16 protein-coding genes are annotated in these 18,712 nt (G+C 67.6%); 3 read left to right on the top strand and 13 right to left on the bottom strand.

The annotated features are described in order from the left end of the window. Position 1: 1 nt before the first annotated feature. The 5 genes from N7I30_RS15710 to N7I30_RS15690 all read right to left on the bottom strand — a co-directional run bounded on the left by N7I30_RS15710 (position 2) and on the right by N7I30_RS15690 (position 6,034). Entirely contained in the window at positions 2 to 946 is a 945-nt protein-coding gene (locus N7I30_RS15710; protein WP_498640048.1) for an ABC transporter permease, read from the bottom strand. After that, positions 943 to 1,995 (bottom strand): ABC transporter permease, encoded by a 1,053-nt coding sequence (locus N7I30_RS15705; protein ID WP_475363000.1) that lies wholly within the window; start codon positions 1,993 to 1,995, stop codon positions 943 to 945. The genes N7I30_RS15710 and N7I30_RS15705 overlap by 4 nt, the downstream gene beginning before the upstream one ends. Next, positions 1,995 to 3,518: an ABC transporter ATP-binding protein gene (locus N7I30_RS15700; RefSeq protein ID WP_491391089.1), complete on the bottom strand. Its 1,524-nt coding sequence runs from the start codon at positions 3,516 to 3,518 to the stop codon at positions 1,995 to 1,997. The genes N7I30_RS15705 and N7I30_RS15700 overlap by 1 nt, the downstream gene beginning before the upstream one ends. A gap of 138 nt (positions 3,519 to 3,656) precedes the next feature. Continuing rightward, positions 3,657 to 4,643, bottom strand: a complete 987-nt coding sequence (locus N7I30_RS15695) for a BMP family protein (protein ID WP_187389445.1) — start codon at positions 4,641 to 4,643, stop codon at positions 3,657 to 3,659. Positions 4,644 to 4,732: 89 nt separating this feature from the next. Next, complete coding sequence (locus N7I30_RS15690) at positions 4,733 to 6,034, bottom strand: amidohydrolase family protein (protein ID WP_498640045.1); 1,302 nt, start codon at positions 6,032 to 6,034, stop codon at positions 4,733 to 4,735. Positions 6,035 to 6,265: 231 nt separating this feature from the next. On the opposite strand from N7I30_RS15690, the gene N7I30_RS15685 reads away from it, so the two are divergent. The 3 genes from N7I30_RS15685 (at position 6,266) to N7I30_RS15675 (ending at position 11,500) form a co-directional block, all read left to right on the top strand. Further along, positions 6,266 to 8,749 carry a cation:proton antiporter domain-containing protein gene (locus tag N7I30_RS15685; protein ID WP_491390735.1) on the top strand — a complete coding sequence of 828 codons (2,484 nt, stop codon included), beginning with the start codon at positions 6,266 to 6,268 and terminating at the stop codon, positions 8,747 to 8,749. A gap of 172 nt (positions 8,750 to 8,921) precedes the next feature. Beyond that, the gene (locus N7I30_RS15680; protein ID WP_024351174.1) at positions 8,922 to 9,428 is read left to right on the top strand and encodes a CinA family protein; all 507 of its coding nucleotides are present in this window, start codon (positions 8,922 to 8,924) and stop codon (positions 9,426 to 9,428) included. Further along, positions 9,425 to 11,500 (top strand): NAD(+) synthase, encoded by a 2,076-nt coding sequence (locus tag N7I30_RS15675; RefSeq protein WP_491390734.1) that lies wholly within the window; start codon positions 9,425 to 9,427, stop codon positions 11,498 to 11,500. The genes N7I30_RS15680 and N7I30_RS15675 overlap by 4 nt, the downstream gene beginning before the upstream one ends. A gap of 87 nt (positions 11,501 to 11,587) precedes the next feature. Here the strand turns inward: N7I30_RS15675 and N7I30_RS15670 are convergent, their stop codons facing one another. From N7I30_RS15670 to proS, 8 genes are all read right to left on the bottom strand, one after another. Continuing rightward, positions 11,588 to 11,800 (bottom strand): hypothetical protein, encoded by a 213-nt coding sequence (locus N7I30_RS15670; RefSeq protein WP_024351172.1) that lies wholly within the window; start codon positions 11,798 to 11,800, stop codon positions 11,588 to 11,590. Between the two features lie 80 nt (positions 11,801 to 11,880). Continuing rightward, entirely contained in the window at positions 11,881 to 12,054 is a 174-nt protein-coding gene (locus N7I30_RS15665; protein WP_483213118.1) for a hypothetical protein, read from the bottom strand. Positions 12,055 to 12,121: 67 nt separating this feature from the next. Continuing rightward, complete coding sequence (gene otnC / locus N7I30_RS15660) at positions 12,122 to 12,763, bottom strand: 3-oxo-tetronate 4-phosphate decarboxylase (protein WP_498640041.1); 642 nt, start codon at positions 12,761 to 12,763, stop codon at positions 12,122 to 12,124. Next, a complete protein-coding gene (gene otnK / locus N7I30_RS15655; RefSeq protein ID WP_498640039.1) occupies positions 12,760 to 14,016 on the bottom strand; it encodes a 3-oxo-tetronate kinase in 1,257 nt (418 codons plus the stop codon). Before otnK ends, otnC begins: the two co-directional genes overlap by 4 nt. A gap of 300 nt (positions 14,017 to 14,316) precedes the next feature. After that, positions 14,317 to 15,246 carry a ring-cleaving dioxygenase gene (locus N7I30_RS15650; RefSeq protein ID WP_491390732.1) on the bottom strand — a complete coding sequence of 310 codons (930 nt, stop codon included), beginning with the start codon at positions 15,244 to 15,246 and terminating at the stop codon, positions 14,317 to 14,319. Positions 15,247 to 15,358: 112 nt separating this feature from the next. Beyond that, the gene (locus N7I30_RS15645; RefSeq protein WP_491390731.1) at positions 15,359 to 16,051 is read right to left on the bottom strand and encodes an ABC transporter ATP-binding protein; all 693 of its coding nucleotides are present in this window, start codon (positions 16,049 to 16,051) and stop codon (positions 15,359 to 15,361) included. Next, a complete protein-coding gene (locus N7I30_RS15640) occupies positions 16,051 to 17,355 on the bottom strand; it encodes a lipoprotein-releasing ABC transporter permease subunit (protein ID WP_491390730.1) in 1,305 nt (434 codons plus the stop codon). The genes N7I30_RS15645 and N7I30_RS15640 overlap by 1 nt, the downstream gene beginning before the upstream one ends. Further along, positions 17,352 to 18,674, bottom strand: a complete 1,323-nt coding sequence (gene proS / locus N7I30_RS15635) for a proline--tRNA ligase (RefSeq protein ID WP_491390729.1) — start codon at positions 18,672 to 18,674, stop codon at positions 17,352 to 17,354. The genes N7I30_RS15640 and proS overlap by 4 nt, the downstream gene beginning before the upstream one ends. Between the last annotated feature and the right edge of the window lie 38 nt (positions 18,675 to 18,712).

Below are 18,712 nucleotides of genomic sequence, written 5' to 3'. Positions count from 1 at the left end.
TTCAGCGTTCGCCGCGCCGGTAGGGCTGCATCAGCGCCTGCGGCACCCGGGCGCGCCGCGCCATCACCACCAGCGCCACGATCGACAGAAGGTACGGCATCATCAGGAGCATCTGATACGGGATCGCCTTGCCGAACTCGGTCTGCAGCCGCAGCTGATAGGCGTCGAAGAGGGCGAAGAGAATGGCGCCCAGCAGGGCTCGTCCCGGCCGCCAGGTGGCGAAGACGACGAGCGCGATGCAGATCCAGCCGCGTCCCTGGATCATGGTCGGGAAGAAGCTGTTGAAGGCCGACAGGGTCAGGAACGCGCCGCCCACCCCCATCAGGGCGCTGCCGGCCACCACCGCGCCGATGCGGATGGCGATCGGATCGACGCCCTGTGCTTCGGCCGCATGCGGGTTCTCGCCGGTCATGCGGATCGCCAGCCCCAGCGGGGTCCGGGCCAGCACATAGGCCATCACCACCGCCACCAGCAGCGCCAGATAGGTAGGCGCGGTCTGGGTGAAGAGCGCGTCGCCGACGATCGGCAGGTCGGACAGGACCGGCACGTGCAGCGGCTGGAACGGCTCGATGGTCGGCGGCGTGCCCTGCAGCGGCACGACCAGCCGGAAGATGAAATAGCTCAGACTCGACGCCAGCAGCGTGATGCCGAGGCCGGTGACGTGCTGGGACAGGCCCAGCGGCACCGTCATCAGCGCGTGCAGCAGGCCGAAGGTCGCGCCGCCCAGCGCCGCCGCGAACAGGCCCATCCACAGATTGCCGCCCTCGAAGACCGTCAGCCAGCCGATCATGGCGCCGAAGCTCATGATGCCCTCGATGCCGAGATTGAGCACGCCGGCGCGTTCGCACAGGAGCGCGCCGAGGGTGCCGAAGATCAGCGGCGTCGCAATGCGCAGCACCGCTTCCCACATGCCGGCGGAGGCGAAGATGTCGAGCGCGGCACTCATCGGCGGATCCGGTAGGCAGTGAAGAGCAGCGCGACCAGCATGGTCAGCAGCGACAGGGCGACGGTCACGTCGGCGATGAAGCTGGGCACGCCGAGCGCCCGGCTCATGGAGTCGGAGCCGACGAACATCATCGCCGCAAAGAGCGCGGCGGCGACCACGGCCAGCGGCTGGAGATTGGCGAGCATCGCCACGATGATGCCGGCATAGCCGTAGCCGGGCGACAGGTCGGTCGTGACGTAGCCCTTCACGCCGATCACCTCGATCGCCCCGGCCAGCCCGGCGAGCCCACCCGACCAGCAGGCGACCTTGACCAGCGTGCGGCCGAGCGGCACGCCGGCAAAGCGCGCGGCAGCGGGGTTGAGCCCGGCCGCGCGCGATTCCAGCCCGTAGGCGGTGCGCGACTGAACGACATGGACGACGATGGCGACGACGACGGCGATCAACAGGCCGACATGCAGACGCGACCGCTCCAAGAGTTTCGGCAATTGGGCCTCGGCAACCACCGGGACCGATTGCGGCCAGCCGAAGGCCAGCGGGTCCTTCATCGGCCCTTCGATCATCATCGACACGAAGAGCAGGACGACGAAGTTGAGGAGCAGCGTCGTCACCACTTCATCGACGCCGAAGCGCAGCCGGAGCGCGAGCGGCACGAGGAGCAGCACCATGCCCGCCAGCGCGCCGGCGATCATCACCGCCGGGATCAGGGCGATACCGGGAAGGCCGGCAAGACCGAGCTGCGAGCCGAGGAAGGCCGCGGTCAGCGCGCCGACATAGAGCTGGCCCTCGGCGCCGATGTTCCAGACCTTGGCCCGAAAGGCGACCGCCACAGCGAGGCCGGTGAGGATCAGCGGTGTCGTCCGCGTCAGCGTCTCGGTCAGCGCCAGTCGCGAGCCGAAGGCTCCCTGCACGATGCGGGCATAGGCCTCCAGCACCGGCGCTCCGGCCAGCGCGATCAGCACGCCCGACAGCGCGAGCGCGAACAGCACCGCAAGGATCGGCGCGACCACCATGAGGGTCGCGGGACGGCTGTCCCGACGTTCCAGACGCATCAGGCGGCCTCGTGCGGGGCGACAGCCCATTCGCCGGCCATCATCAGGCCGAGACGGCGGGCGTCGAGGGATTCGATCGGCACCGGCTCCGACAGACGCCCGCCGACAATGGCCTGCACCCGGTCGGCCAGCGCCAGGACTTCGTCGAGATCTTCAGAGATCAGCAGCACACCCGCTCCTGCGTCCCGGGCGGCGAGGATCTCGCCATGGACGGCCGCGATGGCGCCCTCATCGAGACCGCGGGTGGGCTGGGCCGCGACGAGAACCTTGGGGGACCCAGCCAGATTGCGGCCGAAGATCAGCTTCTGCATGTTGCCGCCGGACAGGAGCCGCGTGCGGCTGTCCGCCGATCCGCCGCGAATGTCGAAACGGTCGATGACGTCGGCGGCAAAGGCGCGCGCCGTCGATTGCCGGACGAATCCGCCCTTCGAGAACGGGGCGTCACGCACACGTTCGAGAATGGCGTTCTCCCAGATCGCCAGTTCGCCGATGGCGCCTTCGGTGTTGCGGTCCTCGGGAATGCGGCCGACGCCGCGGCGCACGAGGTCGCGCGGCGACAGCGTGGACGTCTCCTCGCCCAGCACCGAAAGGCCGCCGGCATCCGGCGCGACGAGCCCGGACACCAGATGGGCGAGCGTCGCCTGGCCGTTGCCGGAGACGCCGATGATGCCCAGCGTCTCGCGCTCGCGCAGGTGAAAGCTGACATTGGAGAGGCGTTTCGCGCCACCCACAGTAACGCTGACGTCCCGCGCCGCCAGCACCGTTTCGCCCGGCACTGCAGCGGCGCGGACCGGCCGCGTCACGCGGCGGCCGACCATCAGCTCGGCCAGTTCCTCCTTGGAGGTCGCCGCGGTGACCCGCTCGGCGACCATCCGCCCGGCGCGCAGCACCAGCACGCGGTCGGCGGCCGCCATCACCTCGTGCAGCTTGTGGGAGATGAAGATCAGAGACAGCCCTTCGGCCGCCATCACCCTGAGCGTCTTGAAGAGGGTCTCCGCCTCCGGCCGGGTCAGCACCGCCGTCGGCTCGTCGAGGATCAGGATCTTCGCGTCGTTATAGAGCGCCTTCAGAATCTCCACGCGCTGCTGCTCGCCGACTGACAGATCGCCGACACGCTTGTCCGGGTCGACGACAAGGCCGAAACGCTCGGCGAGGCTTGCCAGCTTGCGCCGCGCGGCAGCCTTGCCCGAGCGCCATCGCAGCAGCGGCTCGGTGCCGGTCATGACGTTTTCGAGGACGGTGAGATTCGGCGCTAGGGTGAAATGCTGATGCACCATGCCGACGCCCGCGGCGATGGCGGCGCGCGGCCGGCCGAGCGGCAGTTCCTCGCCGGCCACGAGAACCCGCCCGGCATCCGGCACATAGTGGCCGAACAGGATGTTCATCAGCGTCGTCTTGCCGGCGCCGTTCTCGCCGAGCAGCGCGACGAGTTCGCCGCGGCGAAGGGTCAGGCTGACGTCGTCATTGGCCGCGAAGTCGCCGAAGCGCTTGGTGATGTGTTCGAGGGACAGGACGGCGGTCATACGGTCTCACTCCCGCCGTTCCGCAATGACCGGCCATCCGACGGATGCCGGCCGGCCACGCGGAGAATACCGCGGGGACCGGCCGGATCGTCGGGGCCGTCGCAGATCGGCGAACGGGCTGGCATGCGTTTTCGCAGATCAGGTCGGTTCGGTGAAGTCGATGACCACTTCGAACTCGCCGGCCTTGATCGCGGCGCGGCGCTCTTCCATCGCCGCGACCGCCTCGGCCGGGACCATGGACTCGGCGAAGACGATGTCGTTCCCGCCTTCCTGCATCATGCTGTAGGGGGTGTAGTTCTTGCCGGTGCCGTTCTTGGCCTCGGTGTCGGCGATGGCCGCGTCGAGGATCGGCCGGAAGTACCACATGGCGTTGGCAAAGACGGTCTCGGGATAGCGCTCGGTATAGTCGGTCAGCGAGCCGATCGCCTTGATGCCGCGCTCCTTGGCGGCGTCGGCCGTGCCGATGCGCTCGCCGAACAGGATGTCGGCGCCGGCGTCGATCTGGGCCAGGCCCGCCTCGCGCGCCTTGGGCGGATCGAAGAAGGTGCCGATGAAGCCGATCAGGTGCTTGGCGTCCGGACGCACCGAATCAACGCCGGCCCGGAAGCCATTGATCAGCATGTTGACTTCGGGGATGGGGATCGCCCCGACCGCACCGAAGATGCCGCTCTCGCTCATCTTGCCGGCAAGCATGCCGGCGAGATAGGCGCCCTCGTGATTCCACGTGCCGAAGGTGCCGAAATTGTCGCCGGTCGGCTCGCCGCTGGAGCCCATCAGGAACATGGTGTCGGGATAATCCGCCGCGACCTGCCGCGCCTCTGTCTCCACCGCATAGGCCTCGCCGACGATCAGCTGGGCGCCCTGCTCGGCATATTCGCGCATGGCGCGGGCGTAATCGGTGCCGCTGACGCCTTCGGAGAAGACATACTCGATGGCGCCGTCCTCGGCGGCCTGGACCATCGCCGCATGCAGGCGCGAGTTCCAGGCATTCTCCACCGGCGAGGCATGGATGCCCGCCACCTTCAGCGGCGTCTGCGCGAAGGCGCGCGGCATGCTCAGGGCGAGGCCGACACCGGCGCTGCCCAACAGAAAACCGCGCCGACCGATCCGACCTGACTTCAGCATGAAATTCCCCAACGATCCCGAATGAAACAGGCCGCGATTTGACGACCTGCACAATTCCTTGTCAACCGCGCAGCCCGCACAGCAAACAATCAGCCAACAGATGAATCGCCCTGCGGCGCGTAAGCCGCCGGGTCGACCGTTACGGCGCGGCCCGGCAGCGTGAGCTGGCTCAGCCGCGGCTGCGCCCGTGCGATCACCTTGCCGCCGCGCACCACGGCGAGCCGGGTCGCCTTCAGCCGGATCGCCTCGATCGGGTCGGCCGCCTGCAGCAGCACGCAATCGGCCCGGTTGCCGACCTCCAGCCCGTAGCCCTCCAACCCCATGATCCGAGCGGAATTGACCGTGACCGCGTCGAAGCAGGCACGGATGGCGTCGCGCGAGGTCATCTGGCCGACATGCACCGCCATATGCGCCACCTCCAGCATGTCGCCCGAGCCGAGCGAGTACCAGGGGTCCATCACGCAGTCATGGCCGAAGCCGACATTGATTCCCGCCGCCATCAGCTCGGGCACCCGGGTCATGCCGCGGCGCTTGGGATAGGTGTCGTGACGACCCTGCAGCGTGATGTTGATCAGCGGATTGGGGATGACGTGCAGGCCGGATTCGGCGATCAGCGCGATCAGCTTGGACACGTAGTAATTGTCCATCGAATGCATCGAGGTCAGATGCGAGCCGGCGACCCGCCCCTGAAGTCCGTGGCGCACCGTCTCGGCCGCCAGGGTCTCGACATGGCGCGACAGCGGGTCGTCGGATTCGTCGCAATGCATGTCGACCCGCAGGCCGCGCTCGGCGGCGATGCGGCAGAGCGCGGCGACCGATTCCGTGCCGTCGGCCATGGTGCGTTCGAAATGCGGAATGCCGCCGACGATGTCGATACCCATGTCCAGGGCCCGTTCGAGGGACGCCGCACCGCCCGGCGTGCGCAGATAGCCGTCCTGCGGAAAGGCGACGAGCTGCAGGTCGATATAAGGCTTCACCCGATCGCGCACCTCCAGCAACGCCTCGGCGGTGACAAGCCGCGGATCGGAGGTGTCGACATGGCTGCGGATGGCCAGAAGGCCCTGCGCGACCGCGAGATCGCAATAGCGCATCGCCCGTTCGATGAGCGCGTCCTTGGCCAGAAGCGGCTTCAGCTCGCCCCAAAGCGCGATGCCCTCCAGAAGCGTGCCCGAACGGTTCATGCGCGGCAGGCCCAGCGACAGGGTCGCGTCCATGTGAAAATGGGGATCGACGAAGGGCGGCGACACCAGCCGACCGCCGGCGTCGATCACCTCGCCCGCCTCACCGGCGATCGCCGGTTCGATGGCGGCAATCCGGTCTCCCGTCACGGCGATGTCTACGCCGGTGCGGCCGTCGGGCAGATGGGCATTGCGGATGATCAGATCGAACATCGGGCAGCGGATCCTTTCGCTTCGTCCTGGCGCCCGTTTTGCTGCCAGCGCGCCGCGATGTCGATGGGGTCAGCGGTGGCTTGCTGTACGAAACCCACAGGCTAGGCTAACAATGCCGGACCGACGCCCGGCCGGATCCCGCGCGCCGGCAGCTTGCAGGCGCCGCGGTGCTCCGGAAGCCTTGCGGAGACCGTGGCGGATGCGGAGTCATGATGTGCCGATGACGCCGCCATGAACGTTCCCAACATCGTCGTCCTGATCGCCACGCTCGTCGCCTTCGGCGCCCTCGCGCGTCCGCTGGCCACGCGACTGCGGCTGCCGGTCTCGATCCTCCTGGCGCTGGGCGGCGCCAGCCTCGGCTTTGCCAGCCTCTATTCCCTCGATCATCCCGGCACGCTGCTGCCGGTCGACCTTGCCGCGCTGATCACCGACCTGCCGGTGGGCTCCAGCCTGTTTCTCTACGTCCTCCTGCCGACGCTGATCTTTCAAAGCGCGCTGGTGGTCGACATGCAGCGGGTCCGAGAGGATCTGCTGCCGATCGTCCTTCTCGCCCTCGTCGCCGTCCTGGCGGCGACCTTCGGCGTGGCGCTCGCCCTGTGGCCGATCGCCGGCATGCCGCTTCTCGCCTGCCTGCTGCTGGCCTCTTTGGTGGCGACGACCGACCCGGTGGCGGTCATCGCCATCTTCCGCGATGTCGGCGCGCCGGACCGGCTGACCCGGCTGGTCGAGGGCGAAAGCCTGTTCAACGACGCGCTGGCGATCTCGCTGTTCCTGATCTTCTCCGCCGCGATCATTGCGCCGGGCTCTGTCACGGTGACCGGCGCCGCACTGAACCTGCTGTTGCTGCCGATCGGTGGCGGGCTGTTCGGCTATCTGATGGCGCGCCTCTATCTCCAGCTACTCCGGCTGATCGGCGACGATCAGGTGACGGCGGTCTCGCTCAGCCTCGCCCTGCCCTATCTGTCGTTCTGGATCGCCGAGCATGTGCTGCAGGTCTCGGGCATCATCGCCGTCGCGACCGCGGGCGTTGCCCTTGCCAGCCTGTCGCCGGCGCGGGTCACCCGCGAGCTCTGGCGCCATCTCGACGACACCTGGCAGCAGCTGGCCTCCTGGGCGGCGATCCTCGTCTTCGTGCTCACCTCGCTGCTCGTACCGAAGATGATGACGGACCTGTCGCCCTTCGACTTCCTCCTGATGCTGGTCATCTTCGCCGCGACGCTGGCGACGCGGGCCCTGGTGCTGTTCGGGCTCATGCCGCTGCTGAGCCAATACGGGTTGTCGTCCAGGGTCTCGCGGCCCTATCGGCTGGTGGTGCTGTGGGGCGGCCTGCGCGGATCGATGACCCTGACCCTGGCGCTTGCGGTCAGCGAGAACGACGCCGTGCCCCGCCCCGTCGCCGCCTTCGTGGTGACGCTGGCCACCGGCTACACGCTGATGACGCTGTTCGTGCAGGGCACCACGCTTCGCCCATTGATCCGGGGGCTGGGCCTCGACCGGCTGTCGGGCATCGACCGGGCAATCCGCGACCTTGCGCTCAGCGTCACCTCGGCACGGGTCGCGCGCTTTGCCGGCGAGATGGCGCAGCGCTTCGGCGGCACCGACGCACAAGGCGATGCCGAGAGCGTCAATACGGCGGTCGCTGCGGCCGAGCCTGCCGCGACGAGCCCGTCGGATACCCTGTCCCTCGACGGGCGCACGGCGATCGCGCTCGTCTCGCTGACCGCGCGCGAGCGCGAAATGGTCCTCGATCATTTCGCCAACGGCATGCTGGCGCCGCGGATTGCCCGGCGCCTGACCTCCGACACCCGGCGGCGGCTGGAAATGGCCCGCCACGGCGGCGTGGAAGGCTATCGCGCCGCCAATGGCGAGGAGACACGCTTCCTGTGGTCGGACCGGGTGGCGTTCCTGGTCCAGCGCCGGCTCGGTCGCAGCCGGATGTTGTCGAAACGCCTGGCCCTGCGCTTCGAGAAGCTGGTGGAGATTTCACTGGTTCTCGGCAGGCTGCGGGCATTCGCCACCAGCGAGTTGCAGCCGGTCCTCGGCGAGGAGACGATTGCGGCCGTCATGGCAGTCCTTGACGAGCGGCAGGCGCGGATCGACCGGGAGATCGACGCGGTCCGCCTGCAATATCCCGCTTATGTCGCCGAGCTCGAACGCTGCTTCGTCCTGCGGGCCGCCCGGGCCATCGAGATCGCCGAGATCCGACGAATGCGCCAGTCCGGCGTCATCAGCAAGGAGATCGAGCGCGACGTGTATCGCAGCGTCGCCCGGCGCCCCGACCTGACGACCCTCAGCCCGCCGCTGGATCTCGGGCTGGACACACGCCGGCTGATCGACCGCACAGAGATCTTTGCAGCGCTTGGCGACCGCGAGCGCGATGATCTGGCACGGCTGATGACGCCGTTCCTGGCCGCGCCCGGCATGCGGATCGTCTCGCGCGGCGAAGTCGGCGACGCGGCCTATTTCATCTCCTCGGGCGCGGTGGAGGTCGATACCGGCACGCATATCGTCCGGCTCGGTCGCGGCGACATCTTCGGCGAGATGGCGCTGATCCTCGACATGCGGCGGCAGGCCGACGTGACGGCGATCGCCTACAGCACGATACTGCGCCTGGCGCGCACCGATTTCGCGCGCTTCGTGTCGCTGCACCCGAAACTGCGGGCCCGGATCGAGGCGATCGCCCGCAGCCGGCATGCCGACAATGCGAAAGGCTGACCACCTCGGTCGCCGAGCCATGCACGGCGGAACATTCGGCCCGCCGGACGTGATTCTCGCGAGCTTTTCTCGGTAGCCGGTTCCGTATCGGCGAACGATCGCGTTGGGGCCACGTTCATGTTTCCCGCCCGCGGCTCCCGCGGCGGCAACGATCTCAACAAGGAACCGAACCGTGAGCGAAGTCCTGTCGACGACCCTGCCCGACGATCTGGAAGAGCGGGTAAAGACCCTTCTGCAGCGCGCCTGCGACCGATCCCTGACGATCGCGACGGCCGAAAGCTGCACCGGCGGCCTCCTGGCCTCGGTCTTCACCGACGTGGAGGGCTGTTCGCGGGCCTTCGACAGCGGCTTCGTGACCTATACCGACGAGGCCAAGATCCGGATGCTCGGCCTGCCCCGCCAGCTTCTGGAGGAGAACAACGCCGTCTGCCGCCCGGTCGCTCTGGCCATGGCCGAGGGGGCACTGGACAAGTCCCTCGCCGACATCACTGTTTCCACCACGGGCTTTGCCGGCCCGGCCGGCGAGGATGACGAACCGGGGCTCGTGCATTTCGCCTGTGCCCGACGCGGGCGCGAGACGCGGCACCGCGAAGAGCATTTTGGCGATATCGGCCGTGGACCGACCCGCATTGCTTGCTTACGAACGGCACTGGATATGCTCGAGGAGATGATGGATTGAGTTTGCAAAGCCTTCGAGACCGTTCCTTCTATGCGCTGCACCGGCACGGCTTCGTCCGCGTCGGTGTCGCGACGCCCGGCGTCTTCGTCGCCGATCCGGCCCGCAATGCCGCGGCGACGATCCGCGCGGCGGAAGACGCGGACAAGGAGGGCGTCGATCTCCTGGTATTCCCGGAGCTCGGCCTCTCCGCCTATGCGATCGACGACCTGCATCTGCAGGACGCCCTGCTCGACGGCGTCGAAGCCGCCATCGCCACCGTCTGCGAGCGCAGCCGCGAGCTGCGCAGCGTGCTCCTCGTCGGCGCGCCGCTGCGGCGCAACGGCCGGCTCTACAATTGTGCCGTCGCCATCGCCCGGGGTCGCATTCTGGGCGTCGTGCCGAAGCTCTTCCTGCCCAATTACCGAGAATATTACGAAAAGCGCTGGTTCGCCTCGGGCGCCGGCATGACCGGCCTCGACATCACCGTCGCGGGCCAGGAGGCGCCGTTCGGCATCGACCTCCTGTTCGAAGCCTCGGACCTGCCCGGCTTCGTCTTCCACACGGAGATCTGCGAGGATTACTGGGCGCCGACGCCGCCCTCAACGGACGGAGCGCTGGCCGGCGCCCGCATCCTCTGCAATCTCTCGGCCTCCAACATCGTCGTCGGCAAGTCGGCCGACCGGCATCTTCTCTCGGCATCGCAGTCGATGCGCTGCATCGCCGCCTATGTCTATTCGGCCGCCGGGCGGGGCGAGAGCACCACCGATCTCGCCTGGGACGGCCAGGGCTCGATCTACGAACTGGGCGACCTCCTCGCCGAGTCCGAGCGCTTCGCCGATGCCGGACAGCTGATCGTCGCCGATGTCGACGTGGGACGCATCGGCCAGGAGCGACAGCGCACGCCCACCTTCAACGACGCGGCGGCGCTCCGCGGCCATCCGGAGACGGCGTTCCGAACGGTGCGCTTCGCCCATGAGCCGGCCTTCGAGGATCTCGGCCTGCGCCGCCCGGTCCGGCGCTTCCCCTATGTGCCGAACAATCCGGAGCGTCTGCACCAGGATTGCTACGAGGCCTTCAACATCCAGGTCGAGGGCTTGCGCCGGCGCTTCGAGGCGACGCCCGGCGACCACATGGTCATCGGCGTGTCCGGCGGCCTGGACTCCACCCATGCTCTGATCGTGGCGGCCAAGGCCTGCGACCAGATGGGCCTGCCGCGCTCGACCATTCTCGGCTTCACCATGCCGGGCTTTGCCACCGGCGACGCGACCAAGGCGAACGCGCTGGCGCTGATGAAGGCCCTCGGCACGGGCTGCGAGGAGATCGACATCCGTCCCGCCGCCCGGCAGATGCTCGGCGACATGGGGCATCCCTTCGCGGGCGGCGAGCCGGTCTATGACGTGACCTTCGAGAACGTGCAGGCGGGCCTGCGCACCGACTATCTCTTCCGCCTCGCCAACCAGCGCAGCGGCTTCGTCATCGGCACGGGCGACCTGTCCGAACTGGCGCTCGGCTGGTGCACCTATGGCGTCGGCGACCAGATGAGCCACTATTCGGTCAATCCGGGCGTGCCGAAGACGCTGATCCAGTATCTGATCCGCTGGGTCGTGCGCACCGAGCAGTTCGATGCGGAGACCGGCAAGCTCCTGACCGCGATCCTCGACACCGAGATCTCGCCCGAACTGGTGCCGGCGGATGCCGAGGGCGGCATGCAGAGCACACAGGACAAGATCGGCCCCTACGAGCTGCACGACTTCTTCCTGTTCCACACGATGCGCTACGGGCGGGCACCGTCGAAGACGGCGTTCCTCGCCTGGCATGCCTGGAAACAGTCCGATGCGGGCCTCTGGCCGATCGAGTTTCCGGCCGAAGCGCGCAACCAGTACGATCTGGCGACGATCGCAAAATGGCTGGAGAGCTTCCTGTTCCGCTTCTTCCAGACGTCGCAGTTCAAGCGGTCGGCGATGCCGAACGGGCCGAAGGTCTCGGCCGGCGGCAGCCTGTCGCCGCGCGGCGACTGGCGGGCGCCCTCCGACGGAACGGCGGATGCCTGGATCGCCGAACTCAAGGCCTCCTTGCCGCAGGATCTGGGCTGAAGGCACGGGTGCCGACGCGACGACCCGGACAAAGAAACGGCCGCATCCCGGGATGCGGCCGTTCTGTCATCTGTCGAAGGCGGTGCGTCAGGCCTCGGGGGTGACGTCGACGCCCTCGCCCGCGCTGATGTTGTTCAGATGCGCATGACCCTCGCCGCGCTCCGGATGGGGCGAGACATTGATGTCGGCGCCTTCCAGCCACCGGCCGGAGACATCGCCCTGGCCCGGCACGATGCGCCAGCGGGTTCCGTCACTGAGTTCGATGATCCCGTCGGTGCTGGCGAGTTTGAGCAGAGCCATGGTCGGACCTTTCACGTTCGTTCGGCTGCTTAGCCTTGGTGTCAGGCAATGCCGCGCGTGCGAGAGGGTTCCAGTCCGCGTTACCGCGCTTCACCGTCCTCGGGCAGATCCAGCATGAAGCGGACCTCGTCCTCCGTGAAACCGGCAGACAAAGCGAGATCGACGTCCGGCCTGTGGCCGATCGACTTACGCTGCTTCTCGGCCGCCGGGGCCGTATCGTCCGTGGTCTGGGTCTCGGAACGTTCGTTGCTCATGCCCCAATGTTGCATCCGCAACGATCGGCGTCATTAAAGCACTATAAGTTGTCTGCTCGGCTGAAATTCAGTGGGCGTGCTTTTCTTCGAAGAAGGCCCGTTGCTCCGGCGTCAGGCCACGCGGATCTAGACCACGGGTCAGGATCGCCAGGCGCGCCGTCTCCTCCAGCTCTTCCATGGCAAAGACCGTCGCCGCCAGCTCGGTTCCGGCAACGACCGGGCCGTGATTGGCGAGAAGAACCGCCGAGCGCTTGCCCGCGAGGCCGCGCACCGCCTCGCCCATCGCCGGATCGCCCGGCATGAAATACGGCAGCAGCTTCACCCGCCCGAGCTTCATCACCGAATAGGCTGTGAGCGGCGGCAGGACGTCGTCGGGATCGGTGTCGGGCAGGATCGACAGCGCCACCGAATGGGTGCTGTGGAGATGAACCACCGCCCCGGTGGTCGCACGCCGGGTCTCGTAGAAGGCGCTGTGGAGCGGGATTTCCTTGGTCGGCTTGTCGCCGGACAGGTGCCGGAACTCCTCGTCCAGGCGGGAGATCCGGGCCGGGTCGAGAAAGCCGAAGGAGGCATTGGTCGGGGTGACCAGGATCGTGCCGTCGCCGAGCCGCGCCGAGATGTTGCCGCTGGAGCCGCAGGTCAGGCCGCGGTCGAACATCGACTTGGCGAAGCGGCAGATGTCCTCGCGGAGCCGGGCCTCCTCGCTCATGCCTCGCCTCCCAGACGGGCAGCGGCCTTGGCGAAGAAATCGTCGGCGCCGAAATTGCCGGACTTCAGCGCCAGCGCCAGTTCGCGGCCCTCGACGCGCACCGCGGGAACGCCGGGATCGATCTCCGGGCCGATCTCCAGCGACTGGACGTCGAGCCCGGTGACGACCGCGCCCGAGGTCTCGCCGCCGGCGGAGACCAGCCGGGTGATGCCGGCCTCGACCAGCGCCGCGGCAGTGGCGGCTAACAGCCGTTCGATCGCCGTGGCGACCGCGTCCTTGCCATGGCGCTGCTGGGCCGCGGCGACCGTCTCCGGGTCGGCCGAGGAATAGATCAGCGGCACGCCGGACTGCGCAAGAACCCATTCGGTGAGCGAGGCGGCCGTCACCTCGCCTGCCATCACGGCATCGGCAGCCAGCTCGAAGGTTGGGTGACCTGCATCGCGGTGGACACCGACCTGGCGGCGGGTAGCGGTCGAGACCGAGCCGGCAAGCGCCGCCGCGCGGCCGACGACGCCCGACCAGGGCGAGGTCGTGGAGCCGATCAGGCCCTGTGCGCGGAAATTCTCCGGCAGGCCGAGGGCAATGCCGGAGCCGCCGGTGATCAGCGGCAGGTCGCGCGCCGCGTGTCCGGTGGCGTGGAGATCGGCGTCGAGTACCGCGTCGGTGATGACGAAGCAAAGCCCGTCGGCGCCGGCCTGGCGAAGCGCGTCGGCGATCGCCGCTTCCCCCTTGGCGACCACGCCGTAGGGCACGTGCGACACCGGGGCATTGGTCTGGCGCGCCAGCACCCGGCGCAGATCGGCGTCGCGCATCGGCGTGAGCGGATGATTCTCCATGCCCGATTCCGACAGCAGCCGGTCGTTCACGAAAAGATGGCCCTGATAGACCGTGCGGCCGGTCGCCGGAAATGCCGGGCAGACGATGACCGCACCGGCGCCCAGCTCCCTGGCGATCGCTTCGCCGACCGGACCGATATTGCCCTCGTGGGTCGAATCGAAGGTCGAGCAATATTTGAAGAAGAACTGCCGGCAGCCCTGGCTGCGCAGCCATTCCAAGGCGGCGAGCGACTGGCGCACGGCCTCGGCAACCGGGATCGTGCGCGACTTCAGCGCGACGACGCCGGCTTCCACGTCCGGCGCGGCATCGCCCGTCGGGACACCGCTGTACTGGACCGTGCGCATGCCGCCCTTGGCCAGCGTGTTGGCAAGGTCGGAGGAGCCTGTGAAGTCGTCGCCGATACAGCCGAGGATCATGGAATAACTGCCCGCTTGATGTCTGACGGGTTCCTGCATGCAGATGCACGAACCGGGGAATGGCCGCTCCATAGCATTCCGACGCCGAAACGACACCTCCTGCCGTGCCGGATCGTCAGCGGCTGCCTTCAGGCCTCGCATTAGGATCGCTGACGTGCGACCGTTGCCGGCAAGACCGACCGCGGCTCATCCCCTCATTCACCGCGAAACCGGAATCATTCCCTGCGCTTGCGCCGCTACGTTGCAGCGCACTTTGAACCGTAAGACGCTGGGAAAACAGCGAACGGCCGATGTCGGTCGTCAGCCGATGTCCGGCAGTCGCCCCTCGATCTCTTCACGTCTTGATTCAAGAAACGGCGGCAAGCGCAGTGCCTGACCGAGGTCTTCCGGCGCTTCGTCCACTGCGAATCCCGGCGTGTCGGTGGCGATCTCGAAGAGGACATGCCCCGGCTCGCGGAAATAGACCGAACGGAAATAATTGCGGTCCTTCTGCTCGGTGGCGGCGATGCCGTGGTTCTCCGCCAGCTTGCGCACCATGTCGGCCTGCTGTGCGTCATCGGCTGCGCGGAAGGCGACGTGATGGACCGACCCGGCGCCGACGCGCGGCTTCAGAAAACCGCCGACGGCCCGCAGATCGATGATCCGGCCAAAATTCGCATCGCAGACGAAGCGAATGAGCGATTCCTCGCGGCCGACCTCGCGGAACCCGAGGATGTCGGTGAGGATCGCCGCGGTCGCCTCGGCCTCTTCCAGGAGCAGGCTGACGCTGTGAAAGCCCCGGATCGCGTGTTCGGCCGGAATCTCGGAGGTCGCGCGGCCGGGCAGCAGGTCATCGCCGGCGCGGGCGACGAAGGCCAGGCGCAGGCCGTCGGGATCGCGGAAGGCCAGGACGGTCTCGCCGAAGCGCTTGACCAGCGAATCGTGCGGCACGCCCTTCTCGATCAGCCGATGGCTCCAGAAGCCGATCGCGCCTTCCGGCACGCAGAAAACGATCTCCTGGGTCTCGCCGACACCAAGCCGGCCCGGTGCCGCATGGTCCCAAGGAAAGAACGTCAGGATCGTGCCCGGCTGCCCGGTCTCGTCGCCGTAATAGAGGTGATAGGTCCCGGGGTCGTCGAAATTGACGGTCTTCTTGACCAGCCGAAGCCCGAGCGTGCGGGTGTAGAAGTCGAGATTGCGCGCCGCGCGCCCCGCAATCGCTGTCACATGATGAATGCCGTTCACGACCATGCCCCTTCTCTCCGCTCTTTGCCGGATCAACAGGGCACAAGTTAGGGCGGGGGCCGATCCGGCGCACGCGGAATCCGCGCGCACCGGAGCGTGGACGCGGTGGACGCGTGTGTCAGCCGAGCTGGAGCGGAACGATCTTGCCGTTCTCGAGCGTGATCGCCCGGTCCATGCGGGCTGCCAGCTCGTGATTGTGGGTGGCGATCAGAGCTGCCACCCCCGACTGGCGGACCAGGGCGGTCAGCGCGTCGAAGACATAGCCCGACGTGGTGGGGTCGAGATTGCCGGTCGGCTCGTCGGCCAGAAGGACATGCGGCGCGTTGGCCACGGCCCGCGCGATGGCGACGCGCTGCTGCTCGCCGCCAGACAGTTCGGCGGGTCGATGCGCCGCGCGCTTGCCGATCCGCATGTATTCGAGCAGCTCCCGCGCCCGCTCGGCAGCCGCAGACCGCGACTGTCCGAGGATCATCTGCGGCATCATGACGTTCTCGAGGGCCGAGAACTCCGGCAGCAAATGATGGAACTGGTAGACGAAGCCGATCGCCCGGCGCCGCATCTCGGTGCGCCGGTCTTCGCCCAGCGTGCCGCAGGGCTGGCCGCCGACAAAGACCTCGCCGGTGTCCGGCCGTTCCAGGAGCCCGGCAATGTGTAGCAGCGTCGACTTGCCGGCCCCCGACGGGGCGACGAGCGCCACCATCTCGCCGGCGGCGACGCCGACGGCCGCGTCGTCGAGGATCGTCAGGCGGTCCTCGCCCTGGTCAAAATGCCGTCCGACCCCGGTGAGCTGAAGTGCGTAAGTCTCTGTCATCATTCGTACCGCAGCGCCTCGACCGGATCGAGTCGCGAGGCCTGCCAGGACGGCAGGATCGTCGCGAGGAAAGACAGGCCGATGGCCATGAGGACGACCAGCACGACCTCGCCGGAATCGATCTCGGCCGGCAACTGGCTGAGGAAATAGAATTCCGGATTGAACAGGATCGTGCCCGACAGCCAGGAGAAGAACTGCCGGATGTTCTCGATATTGAGGCAGAAGACGACGCCCAGGATCAGGCCGGCCAGCGTGCCGGCGAAGCCGATCGACGCGCCGGTGATCAGGAAGACGCGCATCACCGCGCCCCGTGTCGCACCCATGGTGCGCAGGATGGCAATGTCGCGGCCCTTGTCCTTCACCAGCATGAACAGGCCGGAGATGATGTTGAGAGCGGCGACCAGCACGATCAGCGTCAGGATGATGAACATGACGTTGCGCTCGACTTCCAGCGCCGAGAAGAAGGACTGGTTCTGGGTCTGCCAGGTCACCGTGTAGTTCGGACGCCCGGCCGCGGTCTCGATCGTGCGCTGCAGGTCCTGCACCCGGTCGGGATCGTCGACGAAGATCTCCACCGACTGGGCGAGCCCCTCGTGGTTGAAGAAGAGCTGGGCTTCGGCGAGCGGCATGTAGACGTACGACGCGTCGTATTCCGACAGGCCGATCTCGAAGATCGCCGCCACCGGATAGGCCTTGACCCGCGGCGTCGTGCCGAGCGGCGTCACGTCGCCATCGGGCGAGACCAGGGTGATGTTGTCGCCGAGCCGCAGGCCCAGCGCTTCCGCCAGCCGGCTGCCGATGGCGAGCCCGCCGCCCTCGCTGAAGCCGTCGAGCGTGCCCTGCTTGATGTTCTCGGAGACCGGCTTCAGGTCGGCGAGGTCCTCGCCGCGCACGCCCTTGACCAGCGCGCCCGTACTGCTGCTGGCAAGGCCCGAGGCCAGGACCTGCCCCTGCACCAGCGGCATCGCGAAGGCGACGCCCGGCACGGTTTCGACCGCGGCGGTCACATCGGAGAAATCGTCGAGCGGCCGATCGATCGGATACATCACGACATGGCCGTTGACGCCGAGAATGCGGGTCAGCAGCTCGCCGCGGAAACCGTTCATCACCGACATCACGATGATCAGCGCGGCGACGCCCAGCATGATGCCGAGAAAGGAGAAGCCGGCAATGACCGACACGCCGGCATCGCGGCGCCGCGACCGCAGATAACGACCGGCGAGCATCCATTCGAAGCGCGCGAAGGGTCGCGTCGAATGGCGGGCCCCGGCCGAGGGTGCAGCGGCCGTGCTGGCTTCGCTCATGCCTGCACCCGGGCGAGAACCGACGACAGCGGCAGCGATTCCCGCTCGCCGGTGGCGCGCAGCTTGATCTCGGCCTCGCCGGCCTTGGCGCCGCGCGGCCCGACGATGACCTGCATGGGCAGGCCGATCAGGTCCATGGAGGCGAACTTGGCGCCGGCGCGGGTGTCCTGGTCGTCGTAGAGCACGTCGATGCCCGCCGCCTGCATCTGGCGGTAGAGATCCTCGCAGGCCGCGTCGCAATCGGCGTCGCCCGGCTTCATGTTGATCAGGCCGACATCGAAGGGCGCGACGGATTTCGGCCAGATGATGCCGTTCTCGTCGTGGGACGCCTCGATGATCGCGGCCAGAAGCCGGCTCGGGCCGATGCCGTAGGAGCCCATGTGCACCGGCACGTCCTTGCCGTCGGGGCCGGTGACGACCGCCTTCATCGGCTCGGAATATTTCGTCCCGAAGTGGAAGATGTGACCGACCTCGATGCCGCGGGCGGCGACCTTGTCCTCCTCCGTAAGCTGGTCCCAGGTCGCGGTCTCGTGCATCTCGTCGGTCGCCGCATAGGGCGTCGTCCAGGCCTTGACGATCTCGGCGAGGCCCGCGGCATCGTCGAAATCGACGCCCTCGCCCGGCACGGCCAGATCGAGATAGTCGCGGTGGCAGAAGACCTCGCTCTCACCGGTCGAGGCGAGGACGATGAATTCGTGGCTGAGCTCGCCGCCGATCGGGCCCGTGTCGGCGCGCATGGGAATGGCCTTCAGGCCGCAGCGCTCGAAGGTCCGCAGATAGGCGACGAACATCCGGTCATAGGCGATCTTGGAGTTGTCGTAGTCCAGATCGAAGGAATAGGCGTCCTTCATCAGGAACTCGCGCGAGCGCATGACGCCGAAGCGCGGCCGGACCTCGTCGCGGAACTTCCACTGCAGATGGTAGAGGTTGAGCGGCAGGTCCTTGTAGGTGCGCACATAGGACCGGAAGATGTCGGTGATCATCTCCTCGTTGGTCGGACCGTAGAGAAGGTCGCGACCGTGACGGTCCTCGATGCGCAGCATCTCCTTGCCGTAATCCTCGTAGCGTCCGCTTTCGCGCCACAGATCGGCCGACTGGATGGTCGGCATCAGAAGTTCGATGGCGCCGGAGCGGTTCTGCTCCTCGCGGATGATCGCGCAGACCTTGTCGAGCACCCGCTTGCCGAGCGGCAGGAAGGAATAGAGCCCGGCCGCCTGCTGGCGGATCATGCCGGCACGCAGCATCAGCCGATGGGAAACGATCTCCGCTTCCTTCGGGGTCTCTTTGAGAATGGGCAGAAAATATCGCGACAGGCGCATGGGACGTCCGATGAATGCGGGGTTCGACTGGCGCAGGG

The sequence above is a fragment of the Aurantimonas litoralis genome (genome assembly GCF_026153195.1).
Classification (GTDB): Bacteria; Pseudomonadota; Alphaproteobacteria; order Rhizobiales; family Rhizobiaceae; genus Aurantimonas; species Aurantimonas coralicida.
The sequence above is the reverse complement of the archived record's forward strand: the minus strand, read 5'-3'. Positions and strand labels throughout refer to the sequence as shown.